A 15364-nucleotide genomic window follows, 5' to 3' on the forward strand; every position below is an offset into this window, starting at 1 on the left:
GCCTCGGTGACACTGCGGACAGTTACAGGGTCGCCAGCGGCCTTTGAGACGGCCTCGATACGTTTTGCCTCGACCAGTCTTCTGCGGCGCGACGCGGTAGCCCAGGTGCACGGTCGGGTCGATTGATCGCCAATGAGTTCCGGGCGCCAATTTCGCACCCGCGGCCTTAGTCGTGACCGCCGACTCTTCAAGCGTTCTTAGCATCACTTCCCCCGCGACTCGTCTAATATTCGCCTAATATCGCCCCGCGTAGACCTGTGGAGGCCAATGGAGAGATGCCCGCTAACTTATTGGATTATATGGAAACGTATGGAAAAATAGCAATGCGCGGAGCGGCACAAACGCAGCACTTTCCTGGCCGAAAGTTCGGCAACGTATTCTGGCTGATCCGTTCGCACCCGTCGCGCGCCGAAATCGGCATGAGGCGAAGCAACCGGGGAAAATATTCGAGCGAGTCCTCGCAGGGCAGGCTGGGTCAAGTGCGTGGCTCGTCGCGGTCGATCAGGATCCGCTCGGCGGCGCCATCGAGATCTTCATATTGGCCGCTCCTCAAGGCCCACAGGAACCCGGCCAGCCCAAGCGCCCCGAGGAACAGGGCCACAGGTACGAGGTAGGCGAGCGTCGTCATCAGGATTGTGCCAGTGCGCCAATGTCGGAGCGCCTGTCATGTCGGGCATCTTGCACCGATGCATTTGACACGAAACCTTGCAGGCGTAGCGCATTGCCGATGACCAGGAGGGACGAGGCGGACATCGCGACCGCCGCGATCAGTGGCGTAACGTGCCCCAGAATGGCGACCGGCACGGCGATGCCATTGTAAACGATCGCGATGGCGATGTTCTGCCGGATCAGCCGTCCGGCCTTCCGCGAAATGTCTAAAGCAAGTGGGACCGCCAGAAGACTTTTACGCAGGAACACGAAATCCGCGGCGTTGCGCCCGATATCCGCCGCCGTGGCCGGAGCGATCGAAACGTGTGCGGCGCCCAATGCAGGCGTGTCGTTGAGCCCATCGCCGACCATCAGAACCTTGTGGGCAGTTCGGGTCAATGCTTCGATCTGTTCGACCTTTCCGGAGGGAAGCAACGCGGGAACGAAGCGCTCGACGCCCAGTGCTTCCGCGACCTCGCCGCAGGCAGCTTCTGTGTCGCCCGACAGCATCTCCACCGACACGCCGGCGCCGTTCAGTTGCTCGATGGCCGCCTTGGCATCGGCACGCAGCTCATCCTCGAAATCGAAAGTCGCGACAATGACCCCGTCCTTCGTCAGAACGGTTCCGCCATAGCCTTGTTTGCCTTCGCCGCCGGTGCGGGCTTTCAACTCACCCCATCCGCGGCGACCCAGCCGCCAGGTACTGCCCTCGGCGATGGCTTCGATGCCGAAGCCCGGATGCTCGCTGACGGACACGAGTTTCGCCTGGCCGGCAAAGGCTGCGTTGCCAGCGATTGCCTTCGAAAAGGGATGGCGGGAATGCGCTGCCATCTCGGCCGCCATGGCGAGCATCGTCGGATCGATGGACGGCGCATTGATCAGCCTGGGCAGTCCGAGCGTAAGCGTGCCGGTTTTGTCGAACAATGCCGTGTCGATCCCGGCCAGGCGCTCCATGGCGGAGCCGTCCCTGACCATGACGCCGCTTTCAAACAGCCGCCGCGCAGCGACCACCTGCACGATCGGCACGGCGAGACCGAGCGCACACGGGCATGTAATGATCAAAACGGCGATCGCGATTGTTATTGCCCGGTGCCAGTCGCCGGTCGCCGCCATCCAGCCGAGGAACGTCACAAAGGCGGTGAGGTGGACCACGGGGGCGTAGAGCGCGGAGACGCGATCGGCGATCCTGCGATGGCGGGCGCGGCCGCCCTCTGCCGCTTCCATCAGCCGAACCATTTCGGCCAGGAAGGAATCCTTCGCGGCGGCCGTCGCCTCGATGGTCAGTGGACCGGTGAGATTGAGTGTACCGGCCTGGACCTGCGCCCCCGGGCCCACCGTTCTGGGCGTGCTTTCCCCGGAAACCAGGGAACAGTCGAGATCCGATGCCCCGCCAATGATCCTGCCGTCGATGGGCACCCTCTCGCCAGCCGCAATCAAGAGCGCCATTCCTGGTTCGATCTCGCCAACCGGCAAGTAGTCGCGCGAACCATCCTCGCGCAGCACCATGGCGCCGCGCGCCGCCAGCCGAGCCAGTCCGTTCACGGCCGTCCGCGCCCGTTCCCGCATCACGTGATCCAGCGTGCGGCCGATCAGCAGAAAGAACAGCAGCGACACCGACGCGTCGAAATAAGCATGGTCGCCATGGTTGATCGTCTCGTAGAGGCTCATGGCGTAAGCGAGCGATACCCCGACCGCGATCGGCACGTCCATGTTCATGCGGCTGTGGCGCAGCGCATTCCAGGCCGACTTGAAGAAGATGCCGCCGGCGAAAGCGAGCGCAGGAATGGCAATCAAGGCCGAGACCCAATGGAACAGGTCGCGGGTCGCGCCTTGCGCGCCGGACCAGACGGAGACTGATAGCAGCATGATGTTGCCCGCCGCAAAGCCGGCGACCGCGACGGCGCGGATCAGTTCCGAGAGCGTCCTGTCCTTCCCGTCAGCCTCGGGATCGAACAGGTGCGCGCCATAGCCCAGCCGTCCAAGTGTGGCGACGAATGGCGGAACCTCGTCGCCGCGCCACCGGACCGAAACACGTTTCGTTGAAAGATTGACACGAGCGCCTTCGACGCGATCCAGCTTGCCGATCGCCGTCTCGATCGTCTGGATGCAGGCGGCACAATGCACAGCCGGCACCGAAAGGTCGGTCTGGCGAAGATTTTCGCCAATCGAGCGGCTCGCCAGTCTGATTTCCTGGCCAGAAGGCAGGACCAGTGTGACCTTTTCCAGGTCCAATGCCATTTCGGCGCCTGGCGCGCAGCAGCTCATTGCAGCGCCCCGCGGGAAATCATGATCCGGCGAACGTCGCGATAGGGTTCCGCAAGGCTCGCATCGGCGTCGATTTCGACGATCCAGACGCCATCCGTGGGCATGTGGTGCGCGGCGAATATCTGACCGGAGGCAGCGGCAAGAGTGACGGATTTGTCCTCGGCCTCGTAGGCGGGATGACGAAACAGCACCTTGACGCCATGCAAGGCAACCGGCTTGCCGACAGCATCGGTGAGGCTGTAGCGGACCTCACCGCCTGCGATGGTCAGTTTGCCAGTCCAGCCGAGGGCTGCCTGAGCTCGCCCCTCCTCGGCCTTCTTGTTGAACTGCTGGCTCGCCACATAGGTGTTTTCGACGACAAGGCCGGTCCAGCTCGTGTTGGCGAGCGTCGCCATTGTCAGATTGACCGCTATGACCACGCCGAAGAAGCCAAGGATGGTGAACAGCATATGCCTGCCGGTGAATTCGCGGGATTGTCGCGAGGTGTCGCTCATCTGGCGCTCTCCGGTGCGTTGAAAGTGGCCGTGTATTCGTCCGACTCGAACGTTGCCTTGTTTTCGACCCGGAACTTGAAGCTTTGCGCTGCACCCCGAACCTGATCTGCCGGCTGACGCACGAAAACCTTGAGCATCTTCAGCCGGTCGGGTTCGACCGGGATGGCGAAGGAACGATCCGCCGGCAGGTCGATGCCGACAACGCTCATTTCGGCTCCATGCAGGCCCTGCATCGTGACAATGATCGTTCTTGGTTCGGGGATCATGTTGAGCAGCTTGACGGTGTAGCCGTTGCGGATCGAACCGTCGGACAGCGTCACGAACTGGGGGTTGCGATCGTGCAGGACATTCAATTCGAGCCGTTCGCGGGTCAGCAGCGAATAGAGCAGCGCGAGACCGGCCGCCGACCAGGCGACCATGTAGATCAAGGTGCGCGGGCGAAAGATCTTGCGGATATGGAAACGGGCCACGTTGTCGGAGAACAGGCCGTCAGCGCTCCTGACCAGTGACGGGTTGACTGAACCGGAGCCGCCCGGGGTCGCCAGCATCATGTTGGCGTTGTAGTCGGCCAGCGTCGCATAGGAGATCAACCCGCGCTCCCTGCCGAGCTTGTCCATGATACCGTCACAGGTATCAATGCAGAGCGCGCAGGTGATGCATTCAAGCTGCTGGCCATCACGAATGTCGATCCCCATCGGGCACACCGCGACACAGGCATTGCAGTCGACGCAGTCGCCGACTGGCTGCCCGGCGGCCTGGACCTTCTTGGCGTGACGTGAGCGCGGTTCGCCGCGCCAGTCATTGTAGGTGACAGTGAGCGAATTCTCGTCGAGCATGGCTGCCTGGATGCGCGGCCATGGGCACATGTAGGTGCAGACCTGCTCGCGCATCAGCCCGCCGAACGTATAGGTCGTCGCTGTCAGCACGGCGACGGTGATGTAGGTGACAGGCGCTGCCGTGCCGGTGAAGAGTTCGCCAAGCAGCGTCGGCGCATCGGCGAAATAGAAGATCCAGGCGCCGCCGGTCAGCACCCCTATGACCAGCCAAATGGCGTGTTTCGATGTTCGCAGCACGAGTTTGCGCGCAGTCCAGGGCCCGGCATCGAGCTTCATGCGCGCGTTGCGGTCGCCCTCGATGGCTCGCTCGACGACCAGAAACAGATCGACCCACACGGTCTGCGGGCACGTATAGCCGCACCAGGCCCGGCCGACGGTGGATGTGATCAGGAAAAGGCCGATACCGGCCATGACCAGCAGGCCGGCCACATAATAGAATTCCTGCGGCCAGATCTCGATGAAGAAGAAATAGAAGCGGCGGTTGGCAAGATCGACCAGCACGGCCTGGTCCGGGGCAAATGGCCCGCGATCCCACCGCAGCCAGGACGTCAGGTAGTAGATCCCCAGCGTGATTGCCATCACCGACCACTTGAAGCGGCGGAAACTGCCAGAGGCCCGGTTCGGGAAGATCTTCTTGCGTGCGGCATAGAGCGGCTGACGGGTCTTGGCGGAGTTGACCGCATCGGCTTCGAGCCGTTCTATTTGCGTGTTATCGAGCACGAGAAGCTCCAGTCACCAGCGACGATTTCGCCGGAAGCCCGACCCATCGGTTTCTGGATGATGCCGAGGCCCGGCTCGCGCCGGGCCTCGTCGCTTGGCGGCGGGGGGGAGGACGAGAATAGGCTGCGTACCTATTCTCCGCCACCAAGCGAATGGACATAGACCGCGAGTTCCTTGGCCTTGATCTCGCCGAGACGCCCGATCCAGGCCGGCATGACGCCGTGCTTCGGCGCGCGGACCTGCGCGGCGATGGCTGTTTCGCCAGACCCGTATAGCCAGATCGCGTCGGTCAGGTCGGGTGCGCCGAGCTCCCTGTTGCCCTTTGCATTCTCACCATGACAGGCCGCACAATTCTCGGCGAAAACATTGGCGCCGAGTTCGATCAGGCTTGTGTCCTGAACAGGATCGGAGAGGCTTGCGACATAGGCGCCGACCTGCTTGATCTGATCCGTCGTGATGATGTCGCCAAAAGCAGGCATTTCCGACAGGCGCGTATCCGGGTCTGATGCGAAGCGGATGCCGTGCGCAATCGTCTGCTGGATCTGTTCGGCGTTGCCACCCCACAGCCAATCGTCGTCGTTTAGGTTGGGAAAACCCTTGGACCCTTGAGCGCCCGAGCCATGGCACTGCACGCAATTGACCTTGAACGCGGCGCCACCTGCGGCGACGGCGAATTCGCGTAGCGTATCGTCGGCAGTAATCTCGGAGACGGTCTTCGCCTGAATGGCAGCGACAAATTTACCCTTGGCCACTTCGGCCGCGGCCAGTTCATTCTTGACGTCTCTGCGGCTCGAATACCCCAGCACACCCCTGGTCGCGGAAGTCAGCATCGGCCATGCCGGATAGACGACGGTGTAGCCGATCGCCCAGGCAATGGTGATGTAGAAGGTGATGACCCACCAGCGGGGAAGCGGGTTGTTGAGTTCCTTGATGCCGTCCCACTCATGGCCGGTCGTCGAGATACCCGAAACCTCGTCGATATGCTCGCTGCCCATGATCAGTCGTCCTTGAGAGGAATGTGAGCGGCTCTCTCGGCTTGCCTGCGGCTGCCGGGACGAAGTGCAAAGGCAACGCATCCGAGGAAGAAAAGCGCCATGGCAAGCAGGCCCCAGCTGTCGGCAAACTCCCGCATGAAATTGTAGGTCATCGCCATTCTCCTCAGCGGTAACCGGCGGCTTCGTCATAGGTCCTGAAATCGACCAGCGTGCCGAGCATCTGCAAATAGGCGACCAGCGCATCCATTTCGGTGACCTGCTGCGGATCGCCGTCGAAGTCCCCAACCTTGGCTTTCGGATAGCGTCTCTCCAGGCCCGATGTGTCGGCATTCGCATCGGCCTGCGCCATGAGATCGGCATTGGCATGAGCGATCATGTCGTCTGAATAGGGCACACCGACACGGCTGTTGGCGATCAGATGCGTCGAGAAATCCTTCACCTCGATCGGCATGTCCTTCAGGAACGCGTAGCTCGGCATGATCGATTCCGGCACCACCGAACGCGGCTCGGTGAGATGCTGGACGTGCCATCCGTTCGAGTAGCGGTCGCCGACCCGGGCGAGATCCGGCCCGGTGCGCTTCGAGCCCCACTGGAACGGGTGGTCGTACATCGACTCGGCCGCCAGGCTATAGTGGCCGTAGCGCTCGACCTCGTCGCGGAACGGCCTTATCATCTGGCTGTGGCAGAGGTAACAGCCCTCACGCACATAGATGTTGCGCCCGGCGAGCTCGAGCGGCGAATAGGGCCGCATGCCTTCCACCTTCTCGATGGTGTTGTCGAGATAAAAGAGCGGTGCGATCTCGACGATGCCGCCGATTGTCACGACCAGCAGGGACCCGAGGAGAAGAAGTGTGGCGTTCTTCTCGATGACCGCGTGTCTGTCCATCAGGACCATTTTCTGGCTCCTGATCGCACAGGATGGAGGGCGGGGATGGAGCGCGGCATCGGATCCTCCTCGCGCTGGTAGTCGAGGATGGTCATGGCGATGTTCCAGGCCATGATGAGGGCGCCCGACAGATACATCGCGCCGCCGATGGCACGCATGATGTAGTAGGGATGCATGGCGGCGACGGTTTCGGCGAAGGAGTAGACCAGGAAGCCCTGCTCGTTGTATTCGCGCCACATCAGGCCCTGCATGACGCCGGAGACCCACATCACCGCGGCGTAAACGACGATCCCAAGCGTCGCCAGCCAGAAGTGCCAGTTGACGAGCCGCAGCGAATAAAGTCGGTCGCGGTTCCATAACTTCGGGACCATGAAATAAATCGCGCCGAACGAGATCATGCCAACCCATCCGAGCGCGCCCGAATGGACGTGACCGATGGTCCAGTCGGTGTAGTGCGAGAGCGAGTTGACGGCCTTGATTGACATCATCGGGCCTTCGAAAGTCGACATTCCGTAGAAGGCGATGGCCATGACCATCATACGGATGATCGGGTCGGTGCGCAGCTTGTCCCAGGCGCCCGAGAGCGTCATCAGGCCGTTTATCATGCCGCCCCATGACGGCATCCACAGCATGATCGAGAACACCATGCCGAGCGTCTGGGCCCAGTCCGGCAGGGCGGTGTAGTGGAGGTGGTGCGGACCGGCCCAGATGTAGAGAAAGATCAAAGCCCAGAAGTGGATGATCGACAGCCGGTAGGAATAGACCGGTCGGTTGGCCTGCTTGGGCACGAAATAATACATCATCCCGAGGAAGCCGGCGGTGAGGAAGAAGCCGACGGCATTGTGGCCGTACCACCATTGCGTCAGGGCGTCCTGTACGCCGGAGAAGGCTGAATAGCTCTTGGAGCCCAGGAAGGAGACCGGCATCGACAGGTTGTTGATCACATGTAGCATTGCGATGGTCACGATGAAGGCAAGGTAGAACCAGTTGGCGACATAGATGTGCGGTTCCTTGCGCTTTAGGATCGTGCCGAGGAACAGGATGAGATAGGCGACCCAGACAATGGTCAGCCACAGGTCCACATACCATTCGGGCTCGGCGTATTCGCGGCTCTCGGTGATACCGAGCAGGTAGCCGGTTGCCGCCATGACGATGAACAGCTGATAGCCCCAGAACACGAACCAGGCGAGATCGCCGCCGAACAGCCTGGCACGACAGGTCCGCTGCACGACATAAAGTGACGTGCAGATGAGTGCATTGCCGCCGAAGGCAAAAACCACGCCGGAAGTATGCAAAGGCCGCAGTCGGCCGAAATTGAACCAGGGCTGGATGTTGAGATCGGGGTAGGCGAGCTGCAGGGCGATAACCACGCCGACCAGCATGCCGACGACGCCCCAGAATACGGTGGCGATGGCGCCGTAGCGGATCGGCCCATCCATGTAAGCGGCGGGGTCGATCGGAACTGCCCGCTTGAATTCCGTGTTGCGCAACAGAATTGCAGTGAAGCCAGCCACGGCGAAGAACAAAACCCACATATGCCGGCGAAAAGGTTCATCTACGCCGAAGCCGGCAGCCACCAGGGCCGCAAACGCAAACAGGCTTAGAAGGACGATCTCTGTGCCGAATTTCATCGCAAGCCCCGATTTCCAATTCCGGCGGGCGCCAACCGCAGTGCCTTATTGCGCAGCCGTGGCCTGCTCGCCCTGATCCATGTCAGAGCCGCACGATTTTGCTTCGAGCAGCATCGAGCTCGGTGCGATCAGACTGTGGCGATCGAATGTGGAAGCGCAGCACCGGCCGCCACGCTTATGGACAGGCCCCGCGTCCCCGGTCGGGCCGGGTATGGAGGCGATCGCGGGCGTGTGGGGAAGCGCGCCTTCTGTGACGCTGGAAAGTAGGCCGATGCCTTGCCGAACGTCGATCGTTTCAATGCCTTGGGACAGCCAGCGCCAGCGTTGCGCTGCCTTCGTGACATTCATGGTTCGGGGAGACGGCGATTTTCCCCTGCGTATGAGGCGTATTGACTTCGGCCGAGTGCGATCCTGCCTGGAACAGCCGGTTGCACGTCGAGCACCTCGAGGATGGATGCTTCGCCGACGAGTTGGCCGAAACGCACCTGGCTCATGCGATCGGATGGAGAGCGGGCTGTCGCTATGCGACTTCTTCTAAGCCCAACGCGAGCATGCCCTGCCCCGAACGAAGTAAGTGACGTAGGCCATGCAGCTTCGGTGTCATTCAAACGGCGGTTGCGCCTCGGCCGCCGCAGCGCCGTTCCAGCCGGCTCATGCTGTCCACGGTGACACGGCGGTTGTTCTCGATCCGAATCACGCCGTCCATTCTCAGGCTGGTCAGCTGACGGCTCACGGTCTCGTTTGTAATTCCAAGGAAATCAGAGATGTCGGCACGCGTCATCGGCAGCTCGAAGCACGCCGACCTAGCCGCCGGGTCAACACTGGAACCGATATTCCGGGCGATCATGAGGAGAAAGCTCGCCACCTTCTCCGGTGCGGTCTTGCGCCCCAGAGTCACCATCCATTCGCGTGCCTCGTCGAGTTCGTTCAGCGCCTGCTTGAGCAGGCGATGCACAAATTCCGGTGATTCCTTCATCATCCGTTCGATGGCCGCTCTCGGAAACGAGCATAGCGAGACAGCTGTTGCCGCTTCCGCATTGATCGCGCTTTTCATCTTGAAGGGCCGTCCCAGAAAATCCGGCGCGAACTGAAGGCCGACGATCTGCTGGCGGCCGTCCGAAAGGCTCTTCGTCAGCTTCACCACGCCTGAAAGCACGTTTGAATAACAGTCGACCGTCTCGGCGTCGCCGATCAGTTCGACCCCCGGCTCGATATTGTGCCGCGACGACGTCTTGGCAAGCTGAGCCAAATGGTCTGGTTCGAGCGCACCACAGACACCGCGGTGCCGTGCCTCGCAAGACAGGCAAAGAACGGGAATGCCGGAACTGTGAATGTCCTGCCGTAATGTCATTCGATCGCTCTACCGGTCCAGTGCGGGCAGGATAGCAATCGACGGTAGAAAAATCCTTGCGGCAGTTTGTCCGTGCTGAAGGTTGATCGAAATCAGGGCTTAGGCTCATCCAAGCATCCACAGTTCCGGCGACGCAAACACGGTGGACCACGACATGCGACTGGAGCTAGCTGCCAGACTTGGCGAGAACGTCCCGCGCTATACCAGCTATCCGACCGCGCCGCATTTCCATGCGGGGGTCGATGCCGTCGTTTACCGAGGCTGGTTGGAGGCGCTCCAAGGTGGTGACGAGATATCGCTTTACCTCCATATTCCCTATTGCGACAAGCTTTGCTGGTTCTGCGCTTGCCACACCAAGCAGACACGCCACTACGAACCAGTGACCACATATCTGCGCTCACTGGATGCCGAGATCGCTACCGTCTCCAGTCTTGTCGCAGGCAAGGGCCGCGTGCGTGCCGTCCATTTCGGCGGCGGTTCGCCGACGATGCTCAAACCGGAAGATATCGTGGCGCTGGGAACCGTCCTGCGCAACAGCTTCACGTTTCTCCCCGGTGCAAAGATCAGCGTTGAGATCGAACCCAACGATATGGACGATGCCCGCCTCGATGCACTTGCCGAAATCGGCATGACAAGGGCGAGCCTCGGCGTCCAGGATTTCGACCCGAAGGTGCAGAAAGCGATCAACCGCGAGCAGAGCTTTCTGCAGACCAAGACAGTTGTTGATGGCGTTCGTTCGCGCGGCGTCGAATCCGTCAATCTCGATCTGCTCTACGGCCTGCCGCATCAGACCAGGGAGAGCGTCGCCTCCACGGTTGCACAGGCCCTGACCCTGGAACCGGATCGGATCGCGCTTTTTGGCTACGCCCATGTGCCGTGGTTCAAGAAACATCAGACGATGATCGACGAGGCGTGGCTGCCAGGGCCAGAGGAGCGGTTTGCCCAATGGCAATTGGCAGCGCGGGCGATCATGGACCAGGGATACGAAGCAATCGGGCTCGATCATTTCGCCAAGCCGGGCGATGCGCTGGCGCTTGCGGCACGCGCCGGGACTTTGCACCGGAACTTCCAAGGCTACACCGAGGACTGCTACGAGACATTGATCGGCCTCGGCCCATCGTCCATCAGCCAGTTTCGCCAGGGCTATGCACAGAATATGCCTTCGACCGCCGAGTATGGACGCATGGTTGCTGATGGCGGGCTGGCCGCTGTTCGGGGTATCGCGCTTTCCGACGACGACCGTGTTCGCGGCTGGATCATCGAGCGATTGATGTGTGACTTCGCCTTCTCGGCGATTGAGCTGGTGGAGCGCTTTGGCGAAGCCGGCCAAAGACTTCTCCTCAAGGCGAGTTCCACGGCCCTCCAAGATCCTGCGCGGTTGCTTGAACTTGATGGTGACCGCTTCGTCGTGCCTGCGGAAAGCCGGCCCTTTGTCAGGAGCATCGCGGCAAAGTTCGACAAATATTTCGAAAGTGGAACGGCCAGGCACTCAGCGGCAGTCTGAGCACCGCAGAGGAACGGTCATGGTTCTCAGTCGATCGTGAACCGATTGCGCTACATTTTTCACTGTTGATCGGCGACCGTCGTGTCGAGACAGGATTCGGAGCGGACCAGACGCGTCTTGGTATAGCGACGATATCGTCCGGTCGTGCCTTCCGGCGCCGTATTCCATTTCGCAGTCCCTGAAGCGCCACGTCGAGTCCGGCCTCTTTTCTGTATCGGAAGCAGTCGACAATCGTCCTGGCCAGATCATGGTTGTCGGCCGACAGCTCCCTTCGGCCTTGCAACAAGGGTCCGCAAGGACCGTGCCAGCTGCAGCAGGCGCCGCCGCATCGCACCACCACACTATCCACCCGTGGCTCGCGCTAACCTTTGATTGGTTCGCGCCAGGCCGACGCCCGTCGAAACCGAGCCTCGGCAACATTCCGAGTCGTAAGCGGCTGGCCACGCTCTTGGTCCCGGTGGCAGAAAGTCCGCAAGCACCCCGGCAGCGCCGTCAAGCGTGGGACAACCCGTCCACCCGAATATCCGCCGGCGCAGTTTCAGTGAAAAGCGGGCCTAGGCTAGACGGCTCTCTTGTTACCCCAGAGCATAACGTGCAGCTGCGGCAGCACACGGGCTTCGAACCACCTGTCGCGGGTCACGGCATCAACCAGCCACTCCATGCGCTTCAATATTCCGTCAAGGTCGACAGGAGCGTCTTCATTTGCGGGGCGTGGCGGCGTGTGATTGCCGGGTTGCAGATAGATCGGAAGCCGCGGAAATCTCGCAGCGGCGTCTTTCGCGTAGGCGTAGTCCCTTTCGTCGAAAACAATGAGCTTGAGCACGACTTGCGGCCTGCCTTGTGCCGCCTGGAGGCACGCCTCGAAAGCGGCCCAATCGGTCGTCATTTGGCTTGACGGCGGCTTTGGGCTGAGGACTAGCACGTCAAGGTCGGCAAACCAGTCCCTGGCCACCGAACCTTGGGTTTCCAGCGCAAAACGGTAACCTTCACCATGGCCTCGCTCGATGAGCGCGCCGAGCGGCTGGATGGCCGGATTGCCGCCTGACAGCGATACCATCAGCGGGCGGCCACCGGAAAGCGCAAGCACGTTTTGCCACACCGCGGCAATGGACATCATCTCCCATTCATGGCGGAATTGATTGTCCACCGCATGCAGGCTGTCGCACCAGGAACAGCGATAGTCACACCCGCCGGTTCTGACGAAGACCGTCGGCAAACCGATGAGCACGCCCTCGCCCTGGATCGTCGGCCCGAAAATCTCACTCACGCGGATTGCGGGATGCGTATCGGTCATGGCCGGTATTCCGCCCAGGTTTTCGGCGTTTCGCTCACCCGCACGGCCGAGGTTTCGGGCAGGCGTGCCTTGCACCATTCATAAAAATGTCTGGCCAGATATTCCGCCGTGACTTGCTCATGTCCCAGCACGTCGTTGAGATGTCGGTGGTCGAAGCTCTCGTCGATGTAGCGTTTTAGCGGCGCCAGATCATGATAGTCGCGCACGAAGCCGTGCTCGTTCAGTTCCTTCGCCGAAAGCTCTACTTCGACGATGTAGTTATGCCCGTGCAGGCGCGCGCATTGGTGCTCGGGCGGCAAAGAGGTGAGCTGATGCGAGGCCGAGAAGTGGAATTCCTTAGTGATGCAGAACATTACACGATCCTCCTGCGCAGCGCGTCGAGCCAGAAGTCGGAGTCCTCGTACTCGGTGGGGTCCGGGTGCCCTGCAAGATGAAACGCCTCGCGCCGCTCGACGCAGGTCCCGCACCGTCCACAGTGACGCTCGCCGCCCTTGTAGCAGGACCAGGTCTGCGCAAATGGTGTGCCGTATCTTGCTCCATCCTCAACGATGTCCGCCTTCGTGAGGTTCACATAAGGCGCATAAAGGCGAATCTTCGCGTAGCCGTCGAGCGCATGGTCCTGCATCATCTGGAAAGCGTCGATGAAGGCCGGACGGCAGTCGGGATAAATGAAATGATCCCCACCATGCACGGCCGTCGCCACCGCGTCAGCGTCGTGCGCTGCGGCGAAGCCGAAGGCAATGGCCAACATGATGGCGTTCCGGTTCGGCACCACCGTGACCTTCATCGTGTCTTCGGCGTAGTGCCCGTCGGGCACGTCCACATTATCGGTCAGCGCGGAGCCGAAAAGGCCGCCGCCGATTTCGTGGATGTCGACGATGCGGTGCGGGACGGTCAGTCGCTCCGCGCAAAGGGCGGCGAAGCCCAATTCCTTCCTATGCCGTTGGCCGTAATCGAAAGATAGGAGGCCGGCGAGTTCGTGCTCCGCTGCCACCTTGTGAGCAAGGGTAACGGAGTCCAATCCGCCGGAGCAGACGACGAGAGTCTTCATCGTTGGGTCCTTGTTTTAACCGGGTAGGCTGCGACCGGAGATTTCTCTGCGCTCCCAGTACTTCAGGAAATCCATTTTGTGAAGTGAACGGGGAACGAGTTTCATGCGCTGACGTGCCGCTGTGTGCAAGGCGCCCTCGCGGTGAGCCTGCAAGGAACACGGACTAGCGAAACGTCACGCTTCAGCGGAATGCTCAAAGGCGAGCGCACCAGAATATGCTCTGCAGGAGGTCCGGACCTTCGTAAACAAAGTTCTCGACGATCAAGCGCCCGGCGGTCCCGAGCTTCGAGGGACGCCACCGCGAGGGTTTCAGGTACAAGACGGCCCGAGGATGGGCTTGCCGCAAGAGAACGGACTTACCAGTGGGATGTTCAGCGACGCCGATGCAGATGTCTGGAATGATCACGACATCAATTGTCGCGGCAACTTTGGCTGGCCTGCTCTCGGGTTCCGTAGATCCAGCGCATTCCGCTTCAGGATCGGTTCGAACCGGAGCACTCCCTCGGTCAATGGACGTCCGGCAACAACCTGAATGATCGGTCGTGAGCCGACATCTGTGAACAAGCGGTGTGGTCGATTGCTATCACCCATGTGTTGCGCGCAGGTACCTTATGGCAGTGGATGAACTGGATTTGATGGTTTTACAGCTGGCGGTCGAAAGCGTCCGCTCGCTCTCCTTAAGCTTCGCTGAAAAGGCCGCCGAGGTAGCCACCAGGAGCCGCGGCATCCTGCTTTTCGACGTGCGGGTCGACGGTGATGCGGGGGTCCAGCGGGTCGCAGCCATCCGATATCAGGGCGACCAGATCGGCGTGCTGGCGTTGGACAGACAGGGCCTTGTTACCCACCATTGCATCGTCAACGGTACGTTCTCACATTTCATTGCGCCCTTGGAGAACTGGCACAGCATGCCCCTGTCGATGCAGGCCAAGATCGATGCCAACGGCCATGCCAGTCTCTTCCTAGGGGCCTTGCGAAATGCCGGACATTTGCTGGGCAGCTAGCATTTGGCCAGAATGCATCTGTGAATTTTTGCATGCGCATCGCTGCCGAACCGCCGGCATGATTGTCGTGCTCGAAAACGGCGGCGGCGATCGCGGCGAAGCGATCGCCGCGATGATGGCGATCAACGCGTGGGCGTTGCATCGATGCGCGATCGTTTGAGACGGAGATCTCCGCCTGGCATCGAGCAACATGCACGGAGGTACGCAAAGCGCAAATGCATCAAGTAGTTGAAGGGACGAGCCCCTCGCGCAAATGGAGCTTGCGCTGCCGTTGTCGTCGCATCGTGCCGCCGAACTCGGGGGCGTGACGATCGACCACGATGGCCTGTTTTTTTGCAAAGTCGAATGGCCCGATTCCAAAGCCAAGGAAAAAACTCCGACCACAGCGAAGAATAGTAACAACACGGGCGACGCAAGCCGCCTTGCCCTCTAGCAGGGGAGGTGCTTGCGGTGCTCTCACCGACACGAGATCGCAAATGGCACGTGGGTGAGCACCAGGACACCCATGGTGATCGGCTTGACTCCCTGGAGGAAGCACAAGGCCTCAGCGGGCAGAGGCGCAAGCGACGGTCGAATACTGGCTGGCTGCTCGGGATCTGATCGGAAATGACGTAGGATTTGGTTGCTTAAGCCGATCCGAACCATTTCCCGGAGACCACACCCACCATGAACGATCTTGCGCTGCCGC

General features: G+C 61.0%; 16 protein-coding genes. 3 read left to right on the forward strand and 13 right to left on the reverse strand.

All coding sequences use genetic code 11. The features are described from left to right. Positions 1 to 475: 475 nt before the first annotated feature. The 10 genes from ccoS to NKH91_RS26770 form a co-directional block, all read right to left on the reverse strand. The gene (gene ccoS / locus NKH91_RS26725; protein ID WP_352595335.1) at positions 476 to 628 is read right to left on the reverse strand and encodes a cbb3-type cytochrome oxidase assembly protein CcoS; all 153 of its coding nucleotides are present in this window, start codon (positions 626 to 628) and stop codon (positions 476 to 478) included. Then, the gene (locus NKH91_RS26730) at positions 628 to 2913 is read right to left on the reverse strand and encodes a cation-translocating P-type ATPase (RefSeq protein ID WP_352706906.1); all 2286 of its coding nucleotides are present in this window, start codon (positions 2911 to 2913) and stop codon (positions 628 to 630) included. The genes ccoS and NKH91_RS26730 overlap by 1 nt, the downstream gene beginning before the upstream one ends. Continuing rightward, positions 2910 to 3407 (reverse strand): FixH family protein, encoded by a 498-nt coding sequence (locus tag NKH91_RS26735; RefSeq protein WP_352516165.1) that lies wholly within the window; start codon positions 3405 to 3407, stop codon positions 2910 to 2912. Before NKH91_RS26735 ends, NKH91_RS26730 begins: the two co-directional genes overlap by 4 nt. Then, entirely contained in the window at positions 3404 to 4963 is a 1560-nt protein-coding gene (gene ccoG / locus NKH91_RS26740) for a cytochrome c oxidase accessory protein CcoG (protein ID WP_352813724.1), read from the reverse strand. Before ccoG ends, NKH91_RS26735 begins: the two co-directional genes overlap by 4 nt. A gap of 131 nt (positions 4964 to 5094) precedes the next feature. Further along, positions 5095 to 5958, reverse strand: a complete 864-nt coding sequence (gene ccoP, locus NKH91_RS26745; RefSeq protein WP_352516163.1) for a cytochrome-c oxidase, cbb3-type subunit III — start codon at positions 5956 to 5958, stop codon at positions 5095 to 5097. A 2-nt stretch (positions 5959 to 5960) separates the two neighbouring features. Further along, positions 5961 to 6110 (reverse strand): cbb3-type cytochrome c oxidase subunit 3, encoded by a 150-nt coding sequence (locus NKH91_RS26750; RefSeq protein ID WP_023679629.1) that lies wholly within the window; start codon positions 6108 to 6110, stop codon positions 5961 to 5963. A gap of 11 nt (positions 6111 to 6121) precedes the next feature. Continuing rightward, positions 6122 to 6853: a cytochrome-c oxidase, cbb3-type subunit II gene (gene ccoO / locus NKH91_RS26755; RefSeq protein ID WP_352516162.1), complete on the reverse strand. Its 732-nt coding sequence runs from the start codon at positions 6851 to 6853 to the stop codon at positions 6122 to 6124. After that, the gene (gene ccoN, locus NKH91_RS26760) at positions 6844 to 8475 is read right to left on the reverse strand and encodes a cytochrome-c oxidase, cbb3-type subunit I (protein ID WP_352813726.1); all 1632 of its coding nucleotides are present in this window, start codon (positions 8473 to 8475) and stop codon (positions 6844 to 6846) included. The genes ccoO and ccoN overlap by 10 nt, the downstream gene beginning before the upstream one ends. Before the next feature lie 45 nt (positions 8476 to 8520). After that, positions 8521 to 8823, reverse strand: coding sequence for a hypothetical protein (locus NKH91_RS26765; protein WP_352885396.1), 303 nt, complete (start codon positions 8821 to 8823; stop codon positions 8521 to 8523). 256 nt (positions 8824 to 9079) lie between these two features. Continuing rightward, positions 9080 to 9826, reverse strand: a complete 747-nt coding sequence (locus NKH91_RS26770; protein WP_352484157.1) for a Crp/Fnr family transcriptional regulator — start codon at positions 9824 to 9826, stop codon at positions 9080 to 9082. 154 nt (positions 9827 to 9980) lie between these two features. On the opposite strand from NKH91_RS26770, the gene hemN reads away from it, so the two are divergent. Then, positions 9981 to 11330, forward strand: a complete 1350-nt coding sequence (gene hemN / locus NKH91_RS26775) for an oxygen-independent coproporphyrinogen III oxidase (protein ID WP_352885395.1) — start codon at positions 9981 to 9983, stop codon at positions 11328 to 11330. Positions 11331 to 11889: 559 nt separating this feature from the next. Here the strand turns inward: hemN and queE are convergent. From queE to queC, 3 genes are read right to left on the reverse strand one after another with little or no spacing between them, the layout of a single operon-like run. Continuing rightward, the gene (gene queE, locus NKH91_RS26780; protein WP_352468486.1) at positions 11890 to 12624 is read right to left on the reverse strand and encodes a 7-carboxy-7-deazaguanine synthase QueE; all 735 of its coding nucleotides are present in this window, start codon (positions 12622 to 12624) and stop codon (positions 11890 to 11892) included. After that, positions 12621 to 12977, reverse strand: a complete 357-nt coding sequence (queD, locus tag NKH91_RS26785) for a 6-carboxytetrahydropterin synthase QueD (protein ID WP_352484155.1) — start codon at positions 12975 to 12977, stop codon at positions 12621 to 12623. The genes queE and queD overlap by 4 nt, the downstream gene beginning before the upstream one ends. Next, positions 12977 to 13675: a 7-cyano-7-deazaguanine synthase QueC gene (queC, locus tag NKH91_RS26790; RefSeq protein WP_352484154.1), complete on the reverse strand. Its 699-nt coding sequence runs from the start codon at positions 13673 to 13675 to the stop codon at positions 12977 to 12979. The genes queD and queC overlap by 1 nt, the downstream gene beginning before the upstream one ends. Positions 13676 to 14286: 611 nt before the next feature. On the opposite strand from queC, the gene NKH91_RS26795 reads away from it, so the two are divergent. Together NKH91_RS26795 and NKH91_RS26800 are read left to right on the forward strand one after the other, a co-directional pair. Further along, positions 14287 to 14676, forward strand: a complete 390-nt coding sequence (locus NKH91_RS26795; RefSeq protein WP_023722055.1) for a hypothetical protein — start codon at positions 14287 to 14289, stop codon at positions 14674 to 14676. Between the two features lie 253 nt (positions 14677 to 14929). After that, complete coding sequence (locus tag NKH91_RS26800) at positions 14930 to 15109, forward strand: hypothetical protein (RefSeq protein ID WP_352484153.1); 180 nt, start codon at positions 14930 to 14932, stop codon at positions 15107 to 15109. Positions 15110 to 15364 lie beyond the last annotated feature (255 nt).

This window comes from Mesorhizobium sp. M0894 (assembly GCF_040319725.1).
GTDB lineage: Bacteria > Pseudomonadota > Alphaproteobacteria > Rhizobiales > Rhizobiaceae > Mesorhizobium.